We start from the raw sequence: 22,286 nt of genomic DNA, 5'->3' as shown, positions 1-22,286 counted from the left end.
TGATGAACAGCCAATCGAACCAGCAGGGGATGGCGATCATCAGTGCGCTGTTGATCGCGGCGGTGGTCGCGGTGATTGCGGCGGGGATGTTGACCCGGCAGAGCGTTTCGACCCGCGCGCTGGAGGCGGATCAGCAGCGGGTGCAGGGGCGCTGGGTGTTGCACGGTGGGCTGGAGATCAGCCGGCAATTGCTCTGGGATGCGCGGCAGCGTGATCCGTTGACCCGGCTCGATCAACCGTGGGCGCAGCGCTTGAATGCGCAGGGTTTCGAGGGGCGGCTGGAGGATGAGCAGGGCAAATTCAACCTGCGCAATCTGGTGGCCAACGAGCGTGTCGATGAGGCGCAGGTGCAGGCGTTTCAGCGGTTGTGCGCGTTGATCGGTATCAGTGCCGGGTTGAGTCAGCGCATCAGTCAACGGGTGATCGGCTCTTATCCGTATCTGTTGAACCCGCAGATTGCCGAGAACACCGCGAGCAAAAACGCCTTTGACAGTGGCCGCGCCACGTCGCCGAATGCGTCGCGCAAGCCACAGAATCCGAAGTTGCCGATGCTGCGCAGTGTCGATGACTTGCGCAGCGTCGAGGGCGTGAATGAGGCGGTCATCGGCAAACTGGCGCCGTACTTGACGGTGATTCCGGCGACCACTTGGCTCAATGGCAATACCGCCACCGCGCCGGTGCTGGCCGCGTATGTGCCGGGGTTGTCGCTGGAGCGGGCGCAGGCGCTGATCAATGAGCGTGACGCCGGGCGCTGGTTCATCAACCGTGGCGATTTCGTCAACCGCTTGCGCATGCCGAACTTGGAGCTGAGCAGCGTCAAGGTCGGCATCACCAGTGACTGGTTTCGTCTGCGTGGCGAGGCGCGGCGTGATCAGCGCCGAGTCAGTCTCGATGCGTTGCTGCACCGCAGCGAGGATCGTCTGCCGCAGGTGATCTGGTCGCGGGTGGGCGTATGAGTCAGTTGCGTGTGAGTTTGCCACCACTGGCGCAGTTGAGTCTCGACAGTGAAATGGACTGTGCTTGGCTGGACCGGCAGGGGCAGGTCATTCGTGAGCAGCGCCAGACCTTTAGCCAACTGGGGCAGTTAGCGAAGCAGCCAGCGCTCAACATTTTTCTGCACCCGGCGGACAGCCTGCTGGCGAGCATCGACCTGCCGCCATTGCCGGCGAACAAGACCGCAGCGGCGGTGCAATGTGCGGCGCAGGCCTTGATGCTCGGCGACTGCAATGACATGCACATCGCTCACAGTTCGCGGGATGAAGCGGGGCAGGTGCAGATCGCCTGGGCGCCGCGTCAGCGTTTGCAGCATCTGGGGCAATTGCTGAAGCAGGCCGGTCTGAATCTGCGTGGTTTATACCCGGCGGCGTACCGCTTGCCGGTGCTGCCGGGCACGGTGGCTTGTCGGCAGGACGGCCATTTGTTGCTGCGCGAAAGCGTGCAGGTGGCGCGGGTGCAGCCGCTGTTCGACGACGAGATTGGCGATTGGCTGTTGAGCTGTGGCACGCCGCTGCACTGGATCGGTTCGACGCCACCGCCGGAAGCGCAATTGCCGATGGCCGAGGCGCAGCGCTGGACCGGGCCGTTGCCGGGTTGGGGCCTGCAGGGCGCGGTGCAACAGCAGCGTAGCGAGCATCGCGGTTGGGGCCGGGCGTTGGGGCTGTGCGCCTTGGCGGTGGCGGTGTGGGTCATCGGCTTGAACCTGTATGCCTCCCGCGAAGCCAGTCAGGGTCAGCAGCTCAAGGCGCAGATGGCGCAACGGGTGAAGCAGGCCTTCCCGGAGTTGCCGGTGATCCTCAATCCGCTGCAGCAGGCGCGTCAGCAACTGGCGGCGCGGCAGAAGGGCGCGGCGGAGGATCCGGCGCAGCCGTTCAATCGGCTGGTGTTGCAGGCCGGCAGTGGCATGCCGTTCATGGCCGGCACGGTCGAGCGCCTGACGTTTGTCGATGGCAGCTTGCAGTTGAGTCTGCTGGCCGACGCCCGGCGCAGCGCCAATGACAAGGACAAGGATTGGCAAGCCGCATTGGCCCAGGTCGGGATCAGTGCGACGGCTGACGATGAAGGCTGGCTGCTGCGCCCGAGCGACGAAGTCACCACTCCCGATGAAAGCACCGACGACAGCGGAGCAGAAGATGAATAAGGCGTCGCTCGCGGTGTACCGCGCCCGTTGGCAGCGTTTCAGCACGCAGCTTCAGGCGCGTTGGCAAGCGCTTGCCCTGCGTGAGAAACGCATGGTCGGCGGCATGGCGGTGGTGCTGCTGTCGCTGTTGGTGTGGGTCGCGCTGATCCAGCCGCCGCTGAAAAAAATCACTTACTGGCAAGCCGAAACTCCAAAGTTGCGAGCGCAGACCGAAGCGCTGGAAGTGCTGTTGCGCGAAGTCAGCGTACGCCCCGAGGGGCAAAGTCTTGCGCAGTCGCTTGAGCAAACGCTGCAGGCCAGCGGTCTGGCCGGGCACTACCAATTGCAGGCCGGAGAGGCCGGCGCGTGGCAGTTGACGTTCGACGCGGCGCCGGCCGATGCAGTGCTCGACTGGCTGTTGAGCACTCCGGCACAGCTTTCTCTGCAAGTGGTCGAGGCCCGTCTGCAACGCGCCGACAACGCTTCGACCGAAGTCACTGCCGGCACATTGTCAGGCACCGTTCGCATGGATCAGGCGCTGGGCGCTAAGGAAGCTTCATGAAGGGGTCAGGATCCAAACCGGCGCGCATGGCGTTGCCGATGCTGCTGATGGCGTTGAGCGCGTGCAGCAACACCACCACGCCGCCGAACCAGCCGCCGTTGCTGGTGGACAGCGAACTCGGCCGCCCACTGGCCAACACCCAGCGCAGCGGTGATGCGCTGCTCGATCGGCAACGCGCCCAGGCACAAACCGCGCCGCAACCTCGGCAGATGCACAACATTACCGAGCGCGCGCGCAGTGGCGGCGCCCCGCGCGGCAGCACATTGCCGAGCAATCCGCTGGGCGATCAGCCGGTGACGCTGAATTTTGTTGATGCCGATATTCAAGCGGTGGTGCGCGCGTTGTCGCGTTCCACCGGCCAGCAGTTTCTGGTCGACCCTCGGGTCAAGGGCAGTCTGACGCTGGTCTCGGAAGGTCAGGTGCCGGCGCGGCAGGCCTACGACATGTTGCTGGCGGCGTTGCGCATGCAGGGTTTCAGCGTGGTCGATGTCGGCGGCGTCGCCCAGGTGGTGCCGGAAGCCGATGCGAAACTGCTCGGCGGGCCGATCTACAGCCCGGACAAACCGGCTGGGAACGGCATGCTCACCCGCACCTTTCGCCTGCAATACGAGAACGCGGTGAACCTGATTCCGGTGCTGCGCCCGATCGTCTCGCCGAACAACCCGATCAATGCCTACCCCGGCAATAACACCATCGTCGTCACCGATTACGCCGAGAACCTCACGCGCGTCGCCCAGTTGATCCAGACCATCGACACCCCGAGCGCGATCGACACCGACGTAGTGCAGATCCAGAACGGTATCGCCGCAGACATCGCGCCGATGGTCGCTGACCTGCTCGACGCGCCGGGCAACGATCCGACGCAGAAAATCGCGGTGATCGGCGACCCGCGTTCCAACACCATCATCATCCGCGCCGGCAGCCCCGAGCGCACCGAGCTGGCGCGGAACCTGATCTACAAACTCGACAATGCGCAGAGCAATCCGAGCAACCTGCATGTGGTTTATTTACGTAACGCGCAGGCGGCGAAACTGGCGCAGGCCTTGCGCGGGCTGTTGACTGGCGAGAGTGACAGCGGCACCAGTGACAGTGCGCGCTCGGTGCTCAGTGCCATGGGCAGCAACGGCAACAACAATGGCGGTTCGAGTGCGCAGAGCGGCACGCAAACCAGTGGTAACACTTCGACCACGTCGAGCACTGGCAGTACCGGTGGCAGTTACGCCCAGGGCAGCAGTTCGACCGGCAGCGCCGGCAATCAGGCCAGTGAGCAGAACGTTGCGTTCAGCGCCGGTGGGGTAACGATTCAGGCTGACGCGACCACCAACACCTTGCTGATTTCTGCGCCGGAGCCGTTGTATCGCAACCTGCGCGAGGTCATCGATCTGCTCGACCAGCGCCGTGCGCAAGTGGTGATCGAAAGCCTGATTGTTGAAGTTGGCGAGGACGATGCCAGCGAATTCGGCGTGCAGTGGCAGACCGGTAATCTTGGCGGTAAAGGGGTGATTGGCGGGGCGAATCTTGGCGGTTCGGGGATCAACCTCAACGGCAAGACCAGTCTCGATGTGCTGCCCCAGGGTTTGAACCTCGGCTACGTCAACGGCACTGTCGACATCCCCGGCATCGGCAAGATTCTCGACCTGAAAGTCTTGGCTCGGGCGTTGAAGAGCAAGGGCGGCACCAACGTGCTGTCGACGCCGAACCTGCTGACCCTCGATAACGAAGCGGCGAGTATTTTTGTCGGCCAGACCATTCCGTTTGTCAGCGGCAGCTACGTTACTGGCGGTGGGGGTACGAGCAACAACCCGTTCCAGACCGTGACCCGGGAAGAGGTGGGTTTGAAGCTCAACGTGCGGCCGCAGATTTCCGAGGGCGGCACGGTCAAGCTTGATATCTATCAGGAGGTCAGCAGCATCGACGAACGCGCGTCGGCCAGCGCGACGTCGGCGGGGATCGTCACCAACAAACGCGCGATCGACACCAGCATCCTGCTCGACGACGGCCAGATCATGGTCCTCGGCGGCTTGCTGCAGGACGGTTACAGCCAGAGCAACGAAGCGGTGCCGTGGCTGGGCACCTTGCCGGGAATCGGCGCGCTGTTTCGCAACGAACGCCGGGCGATCAGCAAGACCAATCTGATGGTGTTCCTGCGCCCGTACATCATCCGCGACAGCGAAGCGGGGCGCAGCATCACCCTCAACCGCTACGACTTCATGCGCCGCGCCCAGGGCGGGCTGCAACCGGAACGCAGTTGGGCAATGCCGGACATGCAGGCGCCGCAGTTGCCGACGGCGGCGCAGGGGGTGCCGAGTCCGGTTCCGGCTTCGGGACCTCGCGCGACGATCAAAGCGGTGCCGATTGATGGGAGCACACGCTTTTGAACAGAGTCCTCAATCTGAGAAGTAACCCTGTAGTGAGGGGTTTTATCCCCGATGGGCAGCGAAGCGGCCCCAAAACCTATGCACGCGGTCAGTCAGATGGATTCGGATGTCAGGTTTCGGGGCTGCTGCGCAGCCCATCGGGGATAAATCCCCTCGCCACAAGAAACACAGGAATGGGGGACGACCTTGGACCTGTAGGAGCTGCCGAAGGCTGCGATCTTTTGATCTTTAAACGCGAAAGATCGCAGCCTGCGGCAGCTCCTACAGGAGATCGTATTGCCACAGGGATTGGGAAGGGCATGCGATGAGTGCGCTTCCCTACGCCTGGGCCAAGGCCCAGCGCATTCTGTTGTGCGACGGCGTGCTGACGGTGTGCCCATCGACGCCCGGCTGGTCGATCAGCGAGGTGCGGCGGCAGTTCGGTGAAACGTCGCTCAAGCGCGTGCGCGATGACGAACTCGATGGTCTGCTCGCCACGGCCTATGCCGACACCGGCAGTGCCGCCGCTGTGGTTGGCGCAGCAGAAAACGAAGTCGACCTCGACCGCCTGATGCAGGACATGCCGGAAATCACCGACCTGCTCGACACCCAGGACGGTGCGCCGGTGATCCGCATGATCAACGCCTTGCTGACCCAGGCCGCGCGCGATGAGGCCAGCGACATTCACATCGAACCGTTCGAAACCCATTCGGTGGTGCGCTACCGGGTCGACGGCACCCTGCGCGACGTGGTTTCGCCGCGCAAGGCGCTGCATGGCGCGCTGGTGTCGCGGATCAAGATCATGGCGCAGCTCGACATCGCCGAAAAACGCCTGCCGCAGGACGGCCGCATCGCGCTGCGTGTGGCGGGGCGGCCGATCGATATTCGCGTGTCGACCGTGCCCACCGGGCATGGCGAGCGGGTGGTGATGCGCTTGCTCGACAAACAGGCCGGGCGCCTGCATCTGGAAACCCTCGGCATGGACGCGCAGGTGCTGGCCAGACTCGATCACCTGATCCGCCAGCCCCACGGTATCGTGCTGGTCACCGGCCCCACCGGCAGCGGCAAGACCACCAGCCTCTATGCCGCGCTGGCGCGACTGGATGCCAGCACCAGCAACATCCTCACCGTCGAAGACCCGGTGGAATACGACCTGCCGGGGATCAGCCAGATTCAGGTCAACGCCAAGATCGACATGACCTTCGCCTTGGCGCTGCGGGCGATTCTGCGTCAGGACCCGGACATCATCATGATCGGCGAAATCCGCGACCTGGAAACCGCACAAATCGCCGTGCAGGCCTCGCTCACCGGGCACCTGGTGCTGGCGACGCTGCACACCAACGACGCGGTGTCGGCGGTCAACCGCTTGATCGACATGGGTGTCGAGCCGTTTCTGCTCGCTTCGTCGATGCTCGGCGTTCTGGCCCAGCGGCTGGTGCGGCGCCTTTGCAAGGAGTGCAAACAGGAAGATTCAGCAGCACCGGGCACCTGGCGCCCGGTGGGCTGCGCCGCCTGCAACCATACCGGCTACAGCGGTCGCACCGGCATCCACGAATTGTTCTGCATCGACGACGACATCCGCACCATGATTCACCAGGGGGCAGGCGAGCAGGCCTTGCGTGCGGCAGCGGCCAAGGCCGGGATGTTCAGCCTGCGCGAGGACGGTGAGCGCTGGATTCGCAGCGGCGCCACCGCCCCTGAAGAAATCCTCCGTGTGACCCGGGACGCCTGATGAATCGCTATCGTTTTGAAGCCGCCGACGCCACCGGCAAGATCGAATCCGGGCATCTGGAGGCGGACAGCCAGGGCGCGGCGTTCGGCGTGTTGCGCAGCCGTGGGTTGACCGCGTTGTCGGTGCACAAGGAAAGCAACGTCGCCCAGCATGGCGGCGGTGGTCTGTTCAGTGCGCGTATGTCGGATAACGATCTGGCCTGGGCCACCCGCCAACTGGCGAGCCTGCTCGGTGCCAGCCTGCCGTTGGAAGCGGCGCTCAGCGCGACGGTGGAGCAGGCCGAGAAAAAACACATCGCCCACACCCTCAGCGCGGTCCGCGCCGACGTGCGCAGCGGCATGCGTCTGGCCGAGTCACTGGCCGCGCGGCCACGGGATTTTCCGGAGATCTACCGCGCGTTGATCGCTGCGGGCGAGGAGTCCGGCGATCTGGCGCAGGTCATGGAGCGGCTGGCGGATTACATCGAGGAGCGCAATAACCTGCGCGGCAAGATCCTCACCGCGTTTATCTATCCCGGTGTGGTCGGGCTGGTGTCGATCGGCATTGTGATTTTTCTGCTGAGTTACGTGGTGCCGCAGGTGGTCAGTGCGTTTTCCCAAGCGCGGCAGGATCTGCCGGGGCTGACGTTGGCGATGCTTACCGCCAGTGATTTCATTCGGGCGTGGGGCTGGTTGTGTGCGGCGATCATGGCCGGGGCGTTCTGGAGCTGGCGTTTGTATCTGCGCAATCCGGCGGCGCGGTTGAGTTGGCATCATCGGGTGCTGAAATTGCCGCTGATCGGGCGTTTCGTGTTGGGCCTGAACACCGCACGTTTCGCCTCGACCCTGGCGATTCTCGGCGGTGCCGGGGTGCCGTTGTTGCGGGCGCTGGAGGCGGCGCGGCAGACGCTATCCAATGATCGCTTGAGCCTGAGTGTCAGCGACGCCACGGCCAAGGTTCGCGAAGGGGTGAATCTTGCGGCGGCGTTGCGGGTGGAGAACGTGTTTCCGCCGGTGCTGATTCACCTGATCGCCAGCGGCGAGAAAACCGGCGCACTGCCGCCGATGCTCGAACGGGCGGCGCAGACCCTGTCCCGCGATATCGAACGGCGGGCGATGGGTATGACCGCGTTGCTCGAACCGCTGATGATCGTGGTGATGGGCGGGGTGGTGCTGGTGATTGTGATGGCGGTGTTGTTGCCGATCATTGAAATCAACCAGTTGGTGCAGTAGCTGATTCCGAGGTCGCCTGGTCTGGCCTCTTCGCGAGCAAGCCCGCTCCCACAGGGGACAGAGTTGTTAATGCAATATGTGTCACACCACAAGAACCTGTGGGAGCGGGCTTGCTCGCGAATGCGCCAGTCAGAACAACAAATAATTCAGACTTTTTTACCAGGACTTCAGCATCACCCGACCCTCAAAAGAACCATCCTCGGGTTCTCCTTTCTGTCATCTGCAACCACCCCGCAACGGCTGCAGCCAGTTTCAGCCAAACCCACGATCCAGACCCCTCGCCATCCCCCGCAAACACCCGAGAAAACTCCCTGAAAAACCCCGCGCAGCTCCCGAGGTTTTTTCCTTTATCTGTCACCGGAAACTGCGAATTTCTCAGTGCGACTTAACCACGGACCCCGCTTGCGAAGGTCAGCGGTGAGTCTTCCCAGTGTCATGCAAGACCCCTGAAAACCTGTGTTCACAACCACCGTTGAAAAGGAGATTCTTCATGTTCAAGCGCACTCTGATCGCCGCTTCCCTGACCGTCGCCGCTCTGGCTTCCGCTCAAGCCATGGCCGTTACCGGTGGCGGTGCAACTCTGCCAGCCGCTCTGTACAAAGGTTCGGCCGACAGCATCCTGCCAGCCAACTTCAGCTACGCCGCCGTGGGCAGCGGTGCCGGCAAGACCGCTTTCCTGACCAACAACCCGGCCGGCTTCAGCACCACCGGCACCGTGCATTTTGCCGGTAGCGACTCGATCCTCAGCACTGCGGAAATCAACACCTACAACGCCACCTACGGCGCTTCCTTCGGCCCGCTGATTCAACTGCCTTCGGTGGCCACTTCGGTTGCCATCCCGTACAAAAAAGCCGGCCAGACCGCGCTGAACCTGACCAGCGCTCAGCTGTGCGATGCGTTCTCCGGTGCCAAGACCACTTGGGGCCAACTGCTCGGCACGTCCGACACCACGCCGATTCGCGTTGTTTACCGCAACGTTTCCAGCGGCACTTCGGAAATCCTCAGCCGTCACTTGAACTCGGTTTGCCCGACTCAGTTCGCCACCAGCTCCACCTTCACCAACGCGCGTCTGCCAGCCGGTTCGGCACTGCCTTCGAACTGGGTCGGCGTCGCCAACACTGCCGATGTCGCCACCGCCGTGAACGCGGTTGACGGTTCGATCGGTTATGTCGGTCCGGACGGTGTCGACGCTACCAGCAACGCTGTTGTTGCCCGCGTCAACGGCGTTCAGCCAACTTCGCTCAACGTCACCCTCGCATTGTCGTCGGTGTCGGCTCCTTCGACGCCAGCCCAGGCTGCAAACCCTGCCAACTGGTCGCCAGTGGTGGCTAACCCGGCTTCGGGTTACAAACTGGCTGCCTACACCAACTTCATCTTCGGTCAGTGCTACAAGGACGCAGCCGTGGCCGCGGATGTCAAAGCCTTCCTGACCACTCACTACAGCAACCCGGGCAACAACACCGCGACTCAGGCCCACAAGTTCGTCGCTGTGCCTAACGCCTGGAAAACCGCTGTGACCGCCAACTTCATCACCAACACTTCGGGCAACAACCTGGACATCAACAACGCCAGCGTCTGCAACGCTATCGGTCGTCCTTTGTAAGCTCGCGCGGTCGTAACACCGATGACGGCAACCTTCGGGTTGCCGTCATTTTTTTTGGCTCGGATACACGCCGAACATGAAGTTTGTGTGACATCCGTTCGGTCGCGCCCCTCGCCAACGGCCTATGTCGTAACAGCAGGTTTTTGAACGCCTGCGGCCTTGTGTGGCAATCAAAAAGGATCTCGTAGTGATGCTCGCTCGCCCATCCCGTCGTCGTACCCACGTTCAGTCCTTCCAGCGTGATGCCGTGGAGCCGGCGCTGTGGCTGCTCAAGCCGTTGGCGCACGCGGTTGCGCTGTGTCTGGTGGCGGGTAGCGCGCAGGCGCAGACGGCGTTCAGTTCGAGCTGGTTTGCCGCCAAGGGAGCGGCGCAGCAGGCCGCGGCTGCGCGTCCGAGCGTGGGTGGGCTGCCGGGGATGACACCGCCATTGGCCCAGCAGCAAAAAGCCAATGCGCAGTTGCAGCGTTCGATCCAGACCCTGAACAACACCGTCGCCGCGATTGCCGCGCAACAAGCGGCGCAGGCGGCCGGACGCGCTGCCGCGTTGGGCACGGTGCAGTTTGTGCCGGACGGTCTGGGTGAGGGCGGTTTGAAAGTCGATAACAGCCTGACCCAGGGCTGGCAGAACGCGAGGGGCCCGCAACAGACTCAAGTCGACGGCAAGACCACGGTGAAGATCGAGCAGACCGCCGACAAGGCGATCCTCAACTGGGAGACTTTCAACGTCGGCCGCAACACCACCGTTGAATTCGCCCAGCAGTCGAACTGGGCGCTGCTCAATCGCGTCAACGACCCGAATGCACGGGCCAGCCAGATCCAGGGCCAGATCAAGGGCAACGGCACGGTGATGCTGATCAACCGCAACGGCATCGTGTTCAGCGGCAGCAGTCAGGTCAACGTGCGCAACCTGGTGGCCGCTGCCGCCAACATCACCGACATCCAGTTCCGTGATCGTGGCTTGTATTTCGACAGTGCCGGCACTCAGCCGACCTTCACCGATGCGGCCGGCAAAGTGCTGGTGGAGCGCGGTGCGTCAATTGAAACCCACAAGCCGGCGGCTTCCACCGATGCCGGCGGCTATGCGCTGCTGCTCGGCAACGAAGTGCAGAACGACGGCAACATCAACTCCGCCAAGGGCCAGACCGTGCTGGCGGCCGGCGACCGTTTCTACATCCGCAAAGGCTCGGGCACCGAGGGCAATGCGCTGTCCACCACATTCGGCAACGAAGTCATACCGGGTTTCAAGGCCGGTGCCGTTGCGGGCAAAGTCACTAACAACGGACTGATCCAATCGTCTACCGGCGACATCACTCTGACTGGTCACGAGGTCGTGCAGAACGGTGTGTTGCTCGCCAGCACTTCAGTGGCGACGCGGGGCACGATTCACCTCTCCAACCCGAGCACCGATGCCAACGGCAGCGTGACGCTGGGACAGGGCAGTGCCACGGCGATCATGCTCGACAGCAGTGATCTCAGCGCCCTCGACAGCCAGCGCGACGCGGCCCTGACAGCTGTCAACGCGAATAACCGGATCCGTAGCGACCAGTCACGCGTCGAGATTCAGAGCGGCGGCACTGTCGAGTTCCAGAGCGGTTCGATCACCCTGGCCACCGGCGGCCAGGTCGCGGTCAGCGCACAACGCCGCAGCCTTGTGCGCGACGGCGCGATGATCGATGTGTCCGGTGCCCTCGGCGTCAAAGTGGCGATGGAAAACAACAGCATCAAGATCAACGTGCAGGGTAACGAGCAGCGCGATGCCTCGATCAACCGCGAGAAAGGCGCGCTCAACAGCAACGACATCTGGGTCGACGTGCGCGATCTGGTGTATGTGCCGGCGGGCACCAACGGTTATGCCACCGATCGCTGGTACACGGCGGGCGGTTTGCTCGAAGTCGGCGGTTACCTCGGCACCCAAGGGCACAGTGTCGGCGAATGGATGGCTCAGGGCGGCACGGTGAGTTTTGCCGGCAACGACGTGGTCACCGAAAAGGGTTCGCAGATCAACCTGTCCGGCGGAACCCTGGATGTGCAGAGCGGCGAGATCCGCCAGAGCTGGCTGCGTGGCGCCGACGGCAAGTTGTATGAAGTGTCGCGTGCCCCGGGGGACCTGCTCTACACCGGCCTCTACAAAGGTTATGAAGACAGCAGCGAACGCTGGGGCCAGACCAGTTATTACTACAGCCCGCTGATCGCCCCGCGCTCGCGTTTCGAGTCGGGTTACACCGTGGGTCGCGACGCCGGACAACTGGTGATCGCCACGGCCAATGCGGTACTCGACGGGCAATTGATCGGCGAGGTGTATCAGGGCGAACGGCAGAACCAGGCGCCAAAACCGGTCCTCGACGGCTATCAGCAGAGCCAGACCGCGCTGGCGCGGCGGGCGCAGTTGATCGTCGGCAGTTACGACCCGACCTTCGTCGCGGCGTCGAATGGCCTGCTCTACACCCTCAATCCGACGCTGGATCAGGTGCAGATTGGTGGCGAGCGTCCGCTCGCCGGCAGTGATCTGAACCTGAGCGCCGCAGTGTCCGAGTCGCGCAAGGGCAAGTTGTATCTGGATAACGATCAACTCAATGGTTTCCGGCTCGGTGCGCTCAAGGTCGCGGCCAGCGATCAGATTGTTGTTGACGGTGCGCTGACGGTCGATAGCGGTGGCGACATCACCCTGTATTCCCCGGATGTGCAGATCGGCGCCGACCTGAGCGCGCGTGGCGGTAGTCTGCGCTTGGGCAACGTGCTCAATCAGTTTCTCAGTAGCGACACCGCTGACACTCGGCTCACGGCGAAGGTCGACAAGGCGACGCAGGTCAACGTGGCCGACGGTGTGCAACTCGATACCCGTGGCGTGTGGAGCAACCTGCGCACCAACCCGGACGATGCTGCGAGTCTGGCGTACCTCAATGGCGGTTTGCTGTCGATCCGCAGCAGCGGCGATATCGATGTGGGCGCGGGCAGCCTGCTCGATGTGTCTTCCGGTGGGGCGGTATTGGCCGGCGGCAAGACCCGGGGTGGCAAGGGCGGGGATCTGACGCTGGAATCCAGTGCGATTTCGGCGCCCGGTGAAACCCACCTGAACCTTGCGGGCGATCTGCGGGGCTACGGTGTCACGGGCGGCGGCACGCTGACGGTGCAGGCCAACAAGATACTCGTCGGTCAAACCGACAAGGCGCTGGCCGACAATACACTGCAGCTGTCTGCCGATCTGTTGCGCAAGGGCTTTTCCGCCTACAACCTGATTGGCCTGAATGGGCTGGGCGTTGCTGACGGTACGGCAATCGATGTGCACATGCCGGTGTACCGTTTCGCTGATGCCGCGCCGAATCAGGTCAGTGGTGTCGATCCGCAAACAGCGCTGGAGTTGTGGACGCCGCCGCTGTTCCAGGAAAACCCGACCAAGGGCCTGCTGACTCAACGTGCCGGCGCCAGCCTGACCTTGCAGGGCGGGGCCAGCCTGATCGGCTTGATTGATGCCGCCAACAGCTCGTTGACGCTCGGGCGCGGTTCGCGGATCAGCGTCGATCCGGGGCAGAGCATCAAACTGCGCGGTGCCGGGCAGATCACCGTGGACGGTGAACTGAATGCCTGGGGTGGTGCGATTGATATCCGTCAGCAGCAGTTCGGTTCGAATAAACCGGCGACCTCCATTGTGGTGGCCGATCCGGGCGCCCATGACCGGTCAATCTGGATCGGTGAACAGGCTGTGCTGGATGTCGCCGGACGCGCCAATACGGCAGTCGATACGCTGGGCCGCACTTACGGTCAGGTCGGCAAGGGTGGCAGTATCATCATCGGCGGTGAAATCGATGCGAAACTGGCCACCGCCACGGCCGCCGATGCCTATGTGATCGTGCGTCAGGGTGCGCGGCTGGACGCTTCCGGCAGCGAGGCCGTTGTGGATATCGCCGGCCAGGGGCCGACCCGCGTTGCGACGGATGGCGGGCGGATCAGCCTGAGTTCCTACAACGGCCTGTTCCTTGAGGGCAATCTGCGTGCAGCGGCGGGCGGTGTCGGGGCTGCCGGCGGTCGTCTGGACATTGCGCTTGAGACACCGCTGTACGTTGACTCGGCAAGCAATGCCGTGCGGGCGCCGCGAGAGATGATCATTGGCCAGGCGCCGACGGACAAACCGCTTGCGCAGGATCTGCGTCCGGGCGAGGGCGCCGCTGGCCTGCGCTACGGTCAGACGCGCTTGAGCGCAGACAGCCTGATGGCGGGCGGCTTCGATAACCTGAGCCTGTTGAGCAACGGTTTGCTGTCGTTTGACGGCGACGTCAATCTGCACATGAACCAGAGCCTGACGCTGTACGCCGGGGCGTTGGCGCTGGCCGACGCCTCCGCGAGTACGACCCGCGTCGATTTGAGCGCGCCGTACCTGCGCCTGTCCGGCGTGGGCACTTACCACGCCGGCTTCGGCCTGATACGGCCGCGATTGACCAATAATCCGACGACACAGCTGTCGGACGCGACCTTCAACGCATCAGCGGATTTGCTGGACGTGGGCAATGGCCTGTCGTTCGGTACACAGGGTTCGATCCTGCAACTCGGCGCGCCGGCGCTCGCGTATGGCCGACGGGCATTTGGTCTGGTGAACCTCGACAGTCGTGGCGATCTGCGTTTCCTCGCGCCCAACGACGGTGCCGAAAAAACCCGGCTGTGGACGCCAGGTGACTTGAACCTCGGGGCTGCACAAATCTATCCCGCCAGTGATGTCCAGGCTGAAGTGCGCGTTGGCTATCAGGGCGCCGTTGCGGTGTCCGACCATACGCTGCGGATCAGCAGCCACGGTGCGGCACCCGCTGAGGTGCCGTACTCGGTATTCGGCAATCTGAGTTTTTCCGCGGCGTACATCGAGCAGGGCGGCGTGGTGCGGGCCCCGTTGGGCAAGATTGTGCTGGGCGACGATTTGCAGACCACCAGTCATGAGGTTCGACTGCTGTCGGGCAGCACCACGTCGGTCAGCGGCGCCGGTCTGGTCATGCCATACGGTGGCACTACGGACGGCATCGACTATCTCTACAACGGTAAATCGGTGGTGTTGAACGGCATCACGGGCGATAAAAACGGCGTGGCCATCGGTGGGCAATACATCGAGGTGCAGAAAGGTGCGCTGATCGATCTGTCCGGCGGTGGCGATCTTCGCGGCGCCGGTTTCATTTCCGGACGCGGCGGCTCTACCGATGCGCGCTTCAATCCGCTGGTGCGCAACGCCACCGATGGCACCTTCAGTCTGCCGGGGCTGGCGAGTAATCCGGTCTACGCCATCGTGCCGGGCAATCAGAGCCGTTACGCGCCGGTCCTGGCCGAAGCCGGAGCGGTCGATCCACGCATCGGCCAGCAGGTCACTATTGGCGCTGGCGTACCGGGGTTGGCAGCGGGGACTTACACGTTGCTGCCGTCCACTTTTGCCTTGTTGCCGGGCGCGTTCCGGGTCGAGGTCAATGGTCAGGCAACACCGGCTGCGCCGACCGCGGCGTTGCAGCTGCGCAATGGGTCGTGGACCAGCAGCGGGCAGATGTCGATTGCCAATACCGGCCTGCGCGACAGTCTGGCCAGTCAGGTGATCCTGACGTCGGCTGACGTGTTGCGTCGTTACTCGCAGTACAACGAAACGACCTTCACCCAGTTCATCCGCAGCGATGCCGCCCGGCGCGGCGTGCCCCGTGCGTTGGCGCCAATGGACGGCAAGGTGCTCGATCTGCGCCTGAGCACGGGTGGCAAGCAAGAGACTGCGTTGCAGTTCGATGGGCGAGCGCTGTTTGATGCGGCCGAGGGCGGGCTGATCGGCACCGCGGCGCTACGCGGTGGTTACGCCGGTGCCGAGTTCGAGGTGCTCGGTGCGGGGCATGCGCCGACGCCGGGTTTCAATGGCGTGTCGGTGTATGCCGACACGCTGAACAATCTCAATGCCGGACGTCTGACGCTCGGTGCGCTGCCGGAGGTGATTTACAACACGACCGGCAACATCATCAAGTTCGTGGGGACCTCGGACAACATCACGCTGCGTGAAGGGGCCATCCTGTCTGCGCCGGAAGTCGTGTTGCGCACCACCTCGACCACCGGTGGCATCACGGTCGAAGCGGGCGCCGGGATCAATACCCTGGGGCGTGGCAATGTGGCCTTCGATTCAACGTCCGGCTACCTCTACCAGCCGCAAGCCTCGAGTCTGTTGGTGGTGTCCAACGGCTGGACCAATGTGCTGGCGCCGGAAGCGGCCAGCGGCATCAGCGGTGCGGGCAGCATCCGGATTGGCGTGTGTGTCACGTCATCCTGCAACGATCCGGCGCTGCTGTATTCGAACGGCAGCATCACCGCGGCGACGGACAATCAGTTTGAACTGGGTGAAGCGGTACGTTTCGGCACGCGCCAACTGGCGCTGACCGTGGGCTCGGTCAACGCCGGCAGCGCCGCCGCGCTGGCGGCCGCCGGCAGTCGCGTACCGGCCGGTCTCACCCTTAACCAGAACGTGCTCGACCGACTGCTGCGCGGCGACACCCAATATGGCGCGCCAGCACTGGAAACCCTGAGCCTGACCACCCGCGATGCCTTCAATTTCTATGGCAGCGTGAGCCTCGACACAATCGATCCGCAGACCGGCCAAAGCAAACTGCAGAATCTGCTGCTGGTCACCCCGGCGATCTACGGTCTGGGCGATGCCAACGATGTGGCGAGCATTCGTACCGCGAACCTGATCTGGAACGGCGCGACGCAAAGCGCCGGCAGCGTCATCACCGGTGGCGCCGGTACGGGCGCCGGCACGCTGGACATTCAGGCCCAGCGGATCGAGCTGGGTTACGGACCGATGCCCCAGGCCAGCGGTCTGGATCAGAACAATCGTCTGGCGCTGGGCTTTGCCAACGTCAACCTCAGCGCCAGCGAGCGCATCACCGCCAATCACAAGGGCAGCCTGGCGGTGTATCAGGAGCAGGGCGCGTACGATCCGCTCAAGGGTTACAGCTACAGTGGCGGCAATCTGAACCTGCGCACGCCGTTGCTCACCGGTGAGGCGGCATCGGTCAGCCTGCTCAAGGCTGGCAACAGCCTGACACTCAGCGGCGCCGGGGCTGCCGGGGTGGCCAATGCCTTGGGGGCGGAGTTGAACCTTGAAGCCCGCGATGTCGTGCTCGACAGCCGTATCGCCTTGGCCAGCGGCAAGCTGACGGTGAAATCCGAAGGTGATTTGACCCTCGGCAGCGCTGCCGTGCTGGATCTGTCCGGACGTACCTTGCCGTTCAACGATGTCAGCAAATACAGCTGGGGCGGCGACGTCTCGCTGTACAGCGCCAACGGCAATATCCGTCAGGCTGCGGGCTCGCGGATCGACCTGTCGGCGAAGAATAATCAGGCCGGTAACCTCAGCGTCGTCGCTCTGGCCGATGCGGCCGGGATGGTCGATCTGCAAGGCGAGATTGTCGGCGGCAGCAGCGGTTACTACGACGCCGGGGGCACGCTGGTGCCGTACAAGGCCGGTGGCGTGGACATTCGCGCGCAGCGCCTGGGAGGTGACGCCACCGAGCAGTTCGCCGCGCTCAATCAGCGCTTGAATGCCGGGCAGGTGTACGGCAGCCGCAGCCTGCAACTCAAGCAAGGCAATCTGGTGATCGGCGACGGTCTCAAGGCCGGCGAAATCAATGTCTCGGTGGACAATGGCAGCCTGACGGCGACCGGTCTGATCGATGCCAGCGGCGAACGAGTCGGCAGCATTCGTCTGTCGGCGAAAAATGGCCTGACGCTGACTGGCAGCAGCGTGCTCGATGCCCATGGTCGCGTGCTGCGCGTCGACAGCTACGGCGAGATCATCGATGCGCCCAACCGCGCCACGGTCGAACTGAATTCCGGCGATGGTTTGCTCACGTTGGGCAGCGGCGCGCGTATCGACCTGCGCCACGGCACTGATGCCGTGCCCGGTTTCCTCGCCGGGCAACACGATGGAATGCTGCGCGGCACGCTGGAACTGAACGCGCCACGCCTGGGCAACAATGACATCGCCATCGACGCTAGCGATGTGTTGACCATTCAGGGCGCACGATCCATCGGTCTCAACGGTTTGCGCCGCTATACCGATGCCCGCGATGGTGTGGATCAGGCGGTCAGTGGTCGGCCGTATCAGGTGATTGATCAGGCCATGCTTGAACGCACTCACGGCGACAGCAATGACTTTATCAACGCCGCACTGGGCAACAACGATCTGCTGCAACGCAAACTCGCGGGGCTGAATAACGCCACGTATGCCGATGCGTTCCATTTGCGGCCCGGTGTGGAGATCGCCAGCAAGACGGCTGACGGTGATCTGGTGGTGGAGGGCGATCTGGATTTGTCCGGTTACCGTTACGCCAGCCTCAATCCGCAAACGCGCTTGAACCCGTCGGTGTACGGTTCCGGGGAAGCGGGCAGCCTGGTCATTCGCGCCGGTGGCAACCTCGATATTTACGGCAGCATCAACGATGGCTTCGCACCGCCACCGGAAACCCAGGACGATGCCGGCTGGAAACTGATTGCCGGTGTGCAGCCGTTCGGCGGCGATCTGATCGTGCCGGGCAGCGGTGTTTCGCTGGCCGAGGGCACGCAGTTCCCGATAGGCGCCACGCTCAATTACGACGTGACCCTCCAGGGCGCGGTCTTGGCCAGCGGCACGTTGCTGCCGACTCAGGCAGTGTTGGGTGAGGCGTATACCTTCAGTGCCGGCACCGTGCTGGCGGGGGCGATCCACGACAGCAACGGTAATCTGCTGTTCGCCGCCGGTACGCTGCTCAGCGATAGCGTGACGTTGCCTGCCGACACTCGCCTGGGTGCCGGGATCCGTTTGAACAAGGCCACCGCCCTGCAAGCGCTGAACTGGCCCAAGGGTGTGCCGTTGCCCAGCGTTTACGATGCCGATCTGACGACCTTCTCCGGGGTGAAATTAAAGGGCGAACTGGCCTTGCTGCGCGGTTCGCTGATTCCGTCGATGACCGATGTGAAGCTCGCCGAAGGCACTTCGCTGATCGAGTTGCGCCCGTTCAACGGCACACAACAAGGCAAGAACTGGGCGGTGGCCAGCATGTTGCCGTCGGGCAGTGCTTCCTGGTCGATGCGCGTGGTGGCGGGTGCAGATCTTGCTGCGGCCGACAGCCGTGCCGTGAAGCCTGTCACCCCCGATGGCAATCTGCGGCTGGCGGACAGTCATTACGGCGTCAACATCACCACAGCGGCGGGCAAGCTGGTCTGGGCTCCCGATAATCCCTTCTTTACTCCCTACGAGCCGGTCCCTGATGACATGCTCGAGTATTGCCAGCAGATTGCCGACTTGTGCGTACCCATGGCCCGTTGGGTCTGGGCGCCAGGCAGCGGAATGGGGCCGGACTACGAACCGGTTCCCGAGGAGGCTCAATTCATTTGTGATCTGCAGCCGGAACTGTGCATCGGCAACAATCCCGGGAAAACGGCCAAGGCCCATACGCAGATGTACAGTGTTCTACGCACCGGCACGGGTGATCTCGACCTGATCGCCGCAGGCAATCTGAGCATGGATTCACCGTTCGGCGTGTACACCGCTGGTACCCAATCAGCGAATATCGATCCGCTCTATAACCAGCCGCGCGGGCATCTTTCGGACAGCAATTCGGTGTTGGGCAGCGCCGGTGCCGCTTATGAAAAATGGGTCGACGGTGGCAGCGACAGCCTCTATCAGGCCTGGTATCCGCAGATGGGCGGCAATCTGACAATCAATGCCGGTGGCTCGGTTTCCGGCGATTCCGTCGGCACGAAAGCACAATCGGTGAATGGCGGTTTCCGCGAACAGATCGCCAGTGCGTCAGTGGGTAACTGGCTGTGGCGCCAAGGTGCCGGAGGCACGGATGTGCCGACGGCCTGGTGGATCAACTTCGGCAGTTATGCCACGCAGTTGATGACACCTGACGGTAATACCGAACCTTACCTGGTGGGCTTCACCGGATTCGGCACCCTGGGCGGCGGCAACATCAGCCTGCGTGCCGGTGGCGACGCCGGCATGCTCAGACCGTTGGGCGATGCGGTCAATTATCCACGCAGCCAGGGGCTGATCGTTGCCGTGGGCAGCACCGGGCGTGTCGCCGACGATGGCAGCGTGCAGATGACCGGCGGTGGCGATATGGACATTCACCTCGGCGGCGCATTCAACCCATCGCTGCAAGCGCGGGCCGGGGATAACGGGACTCAGCCGCCGAGGCACGACCTGCAAGGCGCGTTGATCAACTTGCGCGGTGCGGCGCAATTGAGCGGAGGGGCGCTGGGCGGCGTCAATCTGCAATACGGTGCGATTTCACAATTGCATGATGTCCGTGAAACCCGACCGCTGGATCCTTTCACCTCGACGACCAGCAACGCTTCTGGTGGCCTGGTGCTGATTCCCGGCGACTCGGGCATGAGCCTCAGCACCCGTGGCGACCTGGTGCTGGGCGGCGCTGCCGATCCCGGTCGTGTGAGCCAATTCAACGCCACGCCACTGCTCGATAGCAACGGCAACATCCTTACCGGCGGCATCCTGAGCGGCTTCTCACTGTGGACCGATCACACGGCCATCGATCTGTTTTCCGCCGGTGGCAATCTCACGCCCAGCACTCAGTCGGCGCAGGTCGATGGGAGTCTGTCTCCTGTGAGGGGCGCCAATACCTCGCCCACCGATGGTCGTTTTGTCTACCCGGCGATTCTTCGGGCCGTTGCAGCTCAAGGTTCGATTTATGCGGGGCCATCAGCGGCTTACGGTGTCGGCAATGCTGCGCCGAAAACCGCGTATTCCCTGCTTTTGGCGCCTTCTACATCCGGGCAACTCGAACTGTTGGCGGGCGATTCCATCTATGCCGGCGGCTACGCAATCAATCAGTCCGGTGCCAGCCCGCTGGCCATCGCCACCCCGTTCAGGCCTTCATTCCTCGCCTTTTCCAGCAACAACCCCAACAAGCCACTCAACAGCAACTACGGCACTGACGGTGTTAAGCCGGATGGTAATTCACGTTATCCATTGTTCGCTTTTGGTCCCGACAGTTATTCCGGTTTGAATGATGTGCAGGGGCCCGCACGGTTCTATGCCCTGACCGGCGATCTGGTAGGGATACGCAGTGGCGAGACGTTGAGTTTCGATACCTCGAAACGCACTTGGTACGAAGCAGCAGGCCCTGTCTGGATGATTGCCGGACGTGACATCGTGGCATCCGGAACCAACCTGGGCCAACCGACAGCCGTGCAGCCCGAGGAAATGGGCGTCGGTCAGGAGGGCATTACCTCGACCGGCAACCTGTTCGTTCATAACAATCCGCGAGATATATCGCGGGTGTCGGCGGGCCGCGACATTCTCTACAGCAGCTTCGATATCGCCGGCCCTGGCACGCTGGACATTAATGCCGGGCGCAACATCCTCTTGGAAAATCGCGCCAGCATTACCAGCCTCGGCGCGATAGTGGCCGGGGATTCGCGGCCTGGCGCCAACGTGGTACTGCAGGCGGGCGTAGGCGCGCAGGGGCCGGATTACACAAAGTTCATCGCCCGTTACCTGAGCCCGCAAAACCTTGCTGATCCGAATGCCTCTCTCAACAGCCAGCCGGGCAAAGTGGTCAAGACCTACCTCGACGAGTTGCAGAGCTGGCTGACGCTCGGCTACGGCTTCAGCGGCGACGCAGAGCAGGCACAGGCGTTCTACGCCGCGCTGCCAAGTGCCGAACAGGCAATCTTCGCCCGCCAGGTGTACTTCGCTGAACTGCGCGCCGGTGGGCTGGAGTACAACGACACCGATGGCCCGCGCAAAGGCAGTTATCTGCGCGGTCGCAACGCCATCGCCGCACTGTTCCCGAGCACCGATGTGGCGGGCAATCCGCTCCGTTACGACGGCGACATCACGCTGTATGGTGGAGCAGGGGTCAAGACCCTGTTCGGCGGCGATATTCAGATGCTCACGCCGGGTGGCGGTCAGGTGTTTGGTATCGAAGGCGCGGCGCCACCGTCCACCGCCGGGATTATCACCCAGGGCTCGGGCAACATTCAGCTGTATTCCCAGGGCAGCATCCTGCTCGGCCAGAGCCGGATCATGACCACCTTCGGTGGCTCGATCCTCGGCTGGTCGGCCGAGGGCGACATCAACGCCGGTCGCGGCTCGAAAACCACTGTGGTCTACACCCCGCCGAAACGGGTTTACGACACTTGGGGCAATGTAACCCTGTCGCCTTCGGTGCCGAGCACCGGTGCTGGTATCGCCACGCTCAACCCGATCGCCGAAGTGGCCCCCGGCGACATCGACCTGATCGCGCCGCTGGGCACCATTGATGCGGGCGAGGCGGGGATTCGCGTCTCGGGCAACGTCAACATCGCCGCGCTGACCGTGGTCAACGCCGCCAACATCGCCGTGCAAGGTAAAACCACTGGCGTACCGGTGGTGGCGTCGGTGAACACCGGCGCGATCACCTCGGCCAGTTCGGCGGCGTCTTCGGCAACCCAGGCCGCTGAGGACGTGGCGCGTCAGCAACAAGCGGCTGCGCGGCAGAACCAGGCGTCGGTGTTCACCGTGCAGGTGTTGAGTTTCGGCAACGAACAACTGGCGCCGAACCGTGATGGTGCCAGTCGTGCGCCGGCGACCGGCTACAACCCGAACAGCCCGGTGCAGGTGCTGGGAGCGGGGGCACTGGATGAACAGGCGAAGCAGCAGTTGACTGAGGAGGAACGCGGGCAGCTGACGTTGTAAAAGACTCTCGTGTAGTACGC

Annotated in this window: 8 protein-coding genes; all 8 read left to right on the top strand. The window is 63.3% G+C overall.

Annotated elements, in window-relative coordinates; translation table 11 throughout:
• Positions 1 to 2 precede the first annotated feature (2 nt).
• Positions 3 to 956, top strand: coding sequence for a type II secretion system minor pseudopilin GspK (gene gspK, locus CKW11_RS03105; protein WP_095136347.1), 954 nt, complete (start codon positions 3 to 5; stop codon positions 954 to 956).
• Complete coding sequence (gspL, locus tag CKW11_RS03100) at positions 953 to 2,137, top strand: type II secretion system protein GspL (RefSeq protein WP_095136346.1); 1,185 nt, start codon at positions 953 to 955, stop codon at positions 2,135 to 2,137. Before gspK ends, gspL begins: the two co-directional genes overlap by 4 nt.
• The gene (gene gspM / locus CKW11_RS03095; RefSeq protein WP_095136345.1) at positions 2,130 to 2,678 is read left to right on the top strand and encodes a type II secretion system protein GspM; all 549 of its coding nucleotides are present in this window, start codon (positions 2,130 to 2,132) and stop codon (positions 2,676 to 2,678) included. The genes gspL and gspM overlap by 8 nt, the downstream gene beginning before the upstream one ends.
• Complete coding sequence (gspD, locus tag CKW11_RS03090) at positions 2,675 to 5,056, top strand: type II secretion system secretin GspD (protein WP_095136344.1); 2,382 nt, start codon at positions 2,675 to 2,677, stop codon at positions 5,054 to 5,056. The genes gspM and gspD overlap by 4 nt, the downstream gene beginning before the upstream one ends.
• 304 nt (positions 5,057 to 5,360) lie before the next feature.
• The gene (gene gspE, locus CKW11_RS03085) at positions 5,361 to 6,767 is read left to right on the top strand and encodes a type II secretion system ATPase GspE (protein ID WP_095136343.1); all 1,407 of its coding nucleotides are present in this window, start codon (positions 5,361 to 5,363) and stop codon (positions 6,765 to 6,767) included.
• A complete protein-coding gene (gene gspF, locus CKW11_RS03080; RefSeq protein WP_027613651.1) occupies positions 6,767 to 7,978 on the top strand; it encodes a type II secretion system inner membrane protein GspF in 1,212 nt (403 codons plus the stop codon). The genes gspE and gspF overlap by 1 nt, the downstream gene beginning before the upstream one ends.
• A 490-nt stretch (positions 7,979 to 8,468) precedes the next feature.
• Positions 8,469 to 9,581, top strand: coding sequence for a substrate-binding domain-containing protein (locus CKW11_RS03075; protein ID WP_095136342.1), 1,113 nt, complete (start codon positions 8,469 to 8,471; stop codon positions 9,579 to 9,581).
• Between the two features lie 190 nt (positions 9,582 to 9,771).
• Complete coding sequence (locus tag CKW11_RS03070) at positions 9,772 to 22,266, top strand: filamentous haemagglutinin family protein (protein WP_095136341.1); 12,495 nt, start codon at positions 9,772 to 9,774, stop codon at positions 22,264 to 22,266.
• Positions 22,267 to 22,286: the final 20 nt, after the last annotated feature.

Origin of the sequence: Pseudomonas sp. Irchel s3a10 (assembly GCF_900187525.1) — a bacterium.
Classification (GTDB): domain Bacteria; phylum Pseudomonadota; class Gammaproteobacteria; order Pseudomonadales; family Pseudomonadaceae; genus Aquipseudomonas; species Aquipseudomonas koreensis_G.
The sequence above is the reverse complement of the archived record's forward strand: the minus strand, read 5'-3'. Positions and strand labels throughout refer to the sequence as shown.

Bases quoted from the DNA above. Each gene is read 5' to 3' on its own strand.
- gspF (WP_027613651.1), top strand. From the start codon at position 6,767: ATGAATCGCTATCGTTTTGAAGCCGCCGACGCCACCGGCAAGATCGAA.
- gspK (WP_095136347.1), top strand. From the start codon at position 3: ATGAACAGCCAATCGAACCAGCAGGGGATGGCGATCATCAGTGCGCTG.
- gspD (WP_095136344.1), top strand. From the start codon at position 2,675: ATGAAGGGGTCAGGATCCAAACCGGCGCGCATGGCGTTGCCGATGCTG.
- gspL (WP_095136346.1), top strand. From the start codon at position 953: ATGAGTCAGTTGCGTGTGAGTTTGCCACCACTGGCGCAGTTGAGTCTC.
- gspM (WP_095136345.1), top strand. From the start codon at position 2,130: ATGAATAAGGCGTCGCTCGCGGTGTACCGCGCCCGTTGGCAGCGTTTC.
- CKW11_RS03070 (WP_095136341.1), top strand. From the start codon at position 9,772: ATGCTCGCTCGCCCATCCCGTCGTCGTACCCACGTTCAGTCCTTCCAG.
- CKW11_RS03075 (WP_095136342.1), top strand. From the start codon at position 8,469: ATGTTCAAGCGCACTCTGATCGCCGCTTCCCTGACCGTCGCCGCTCTG.
- gspE (WP_095136343.1), top strand. From the start codon at position 5,361: ATGAGTGCGCTTCCCTACGCCTGGGCCAAGGCCCAGCGCATTCTGTTG.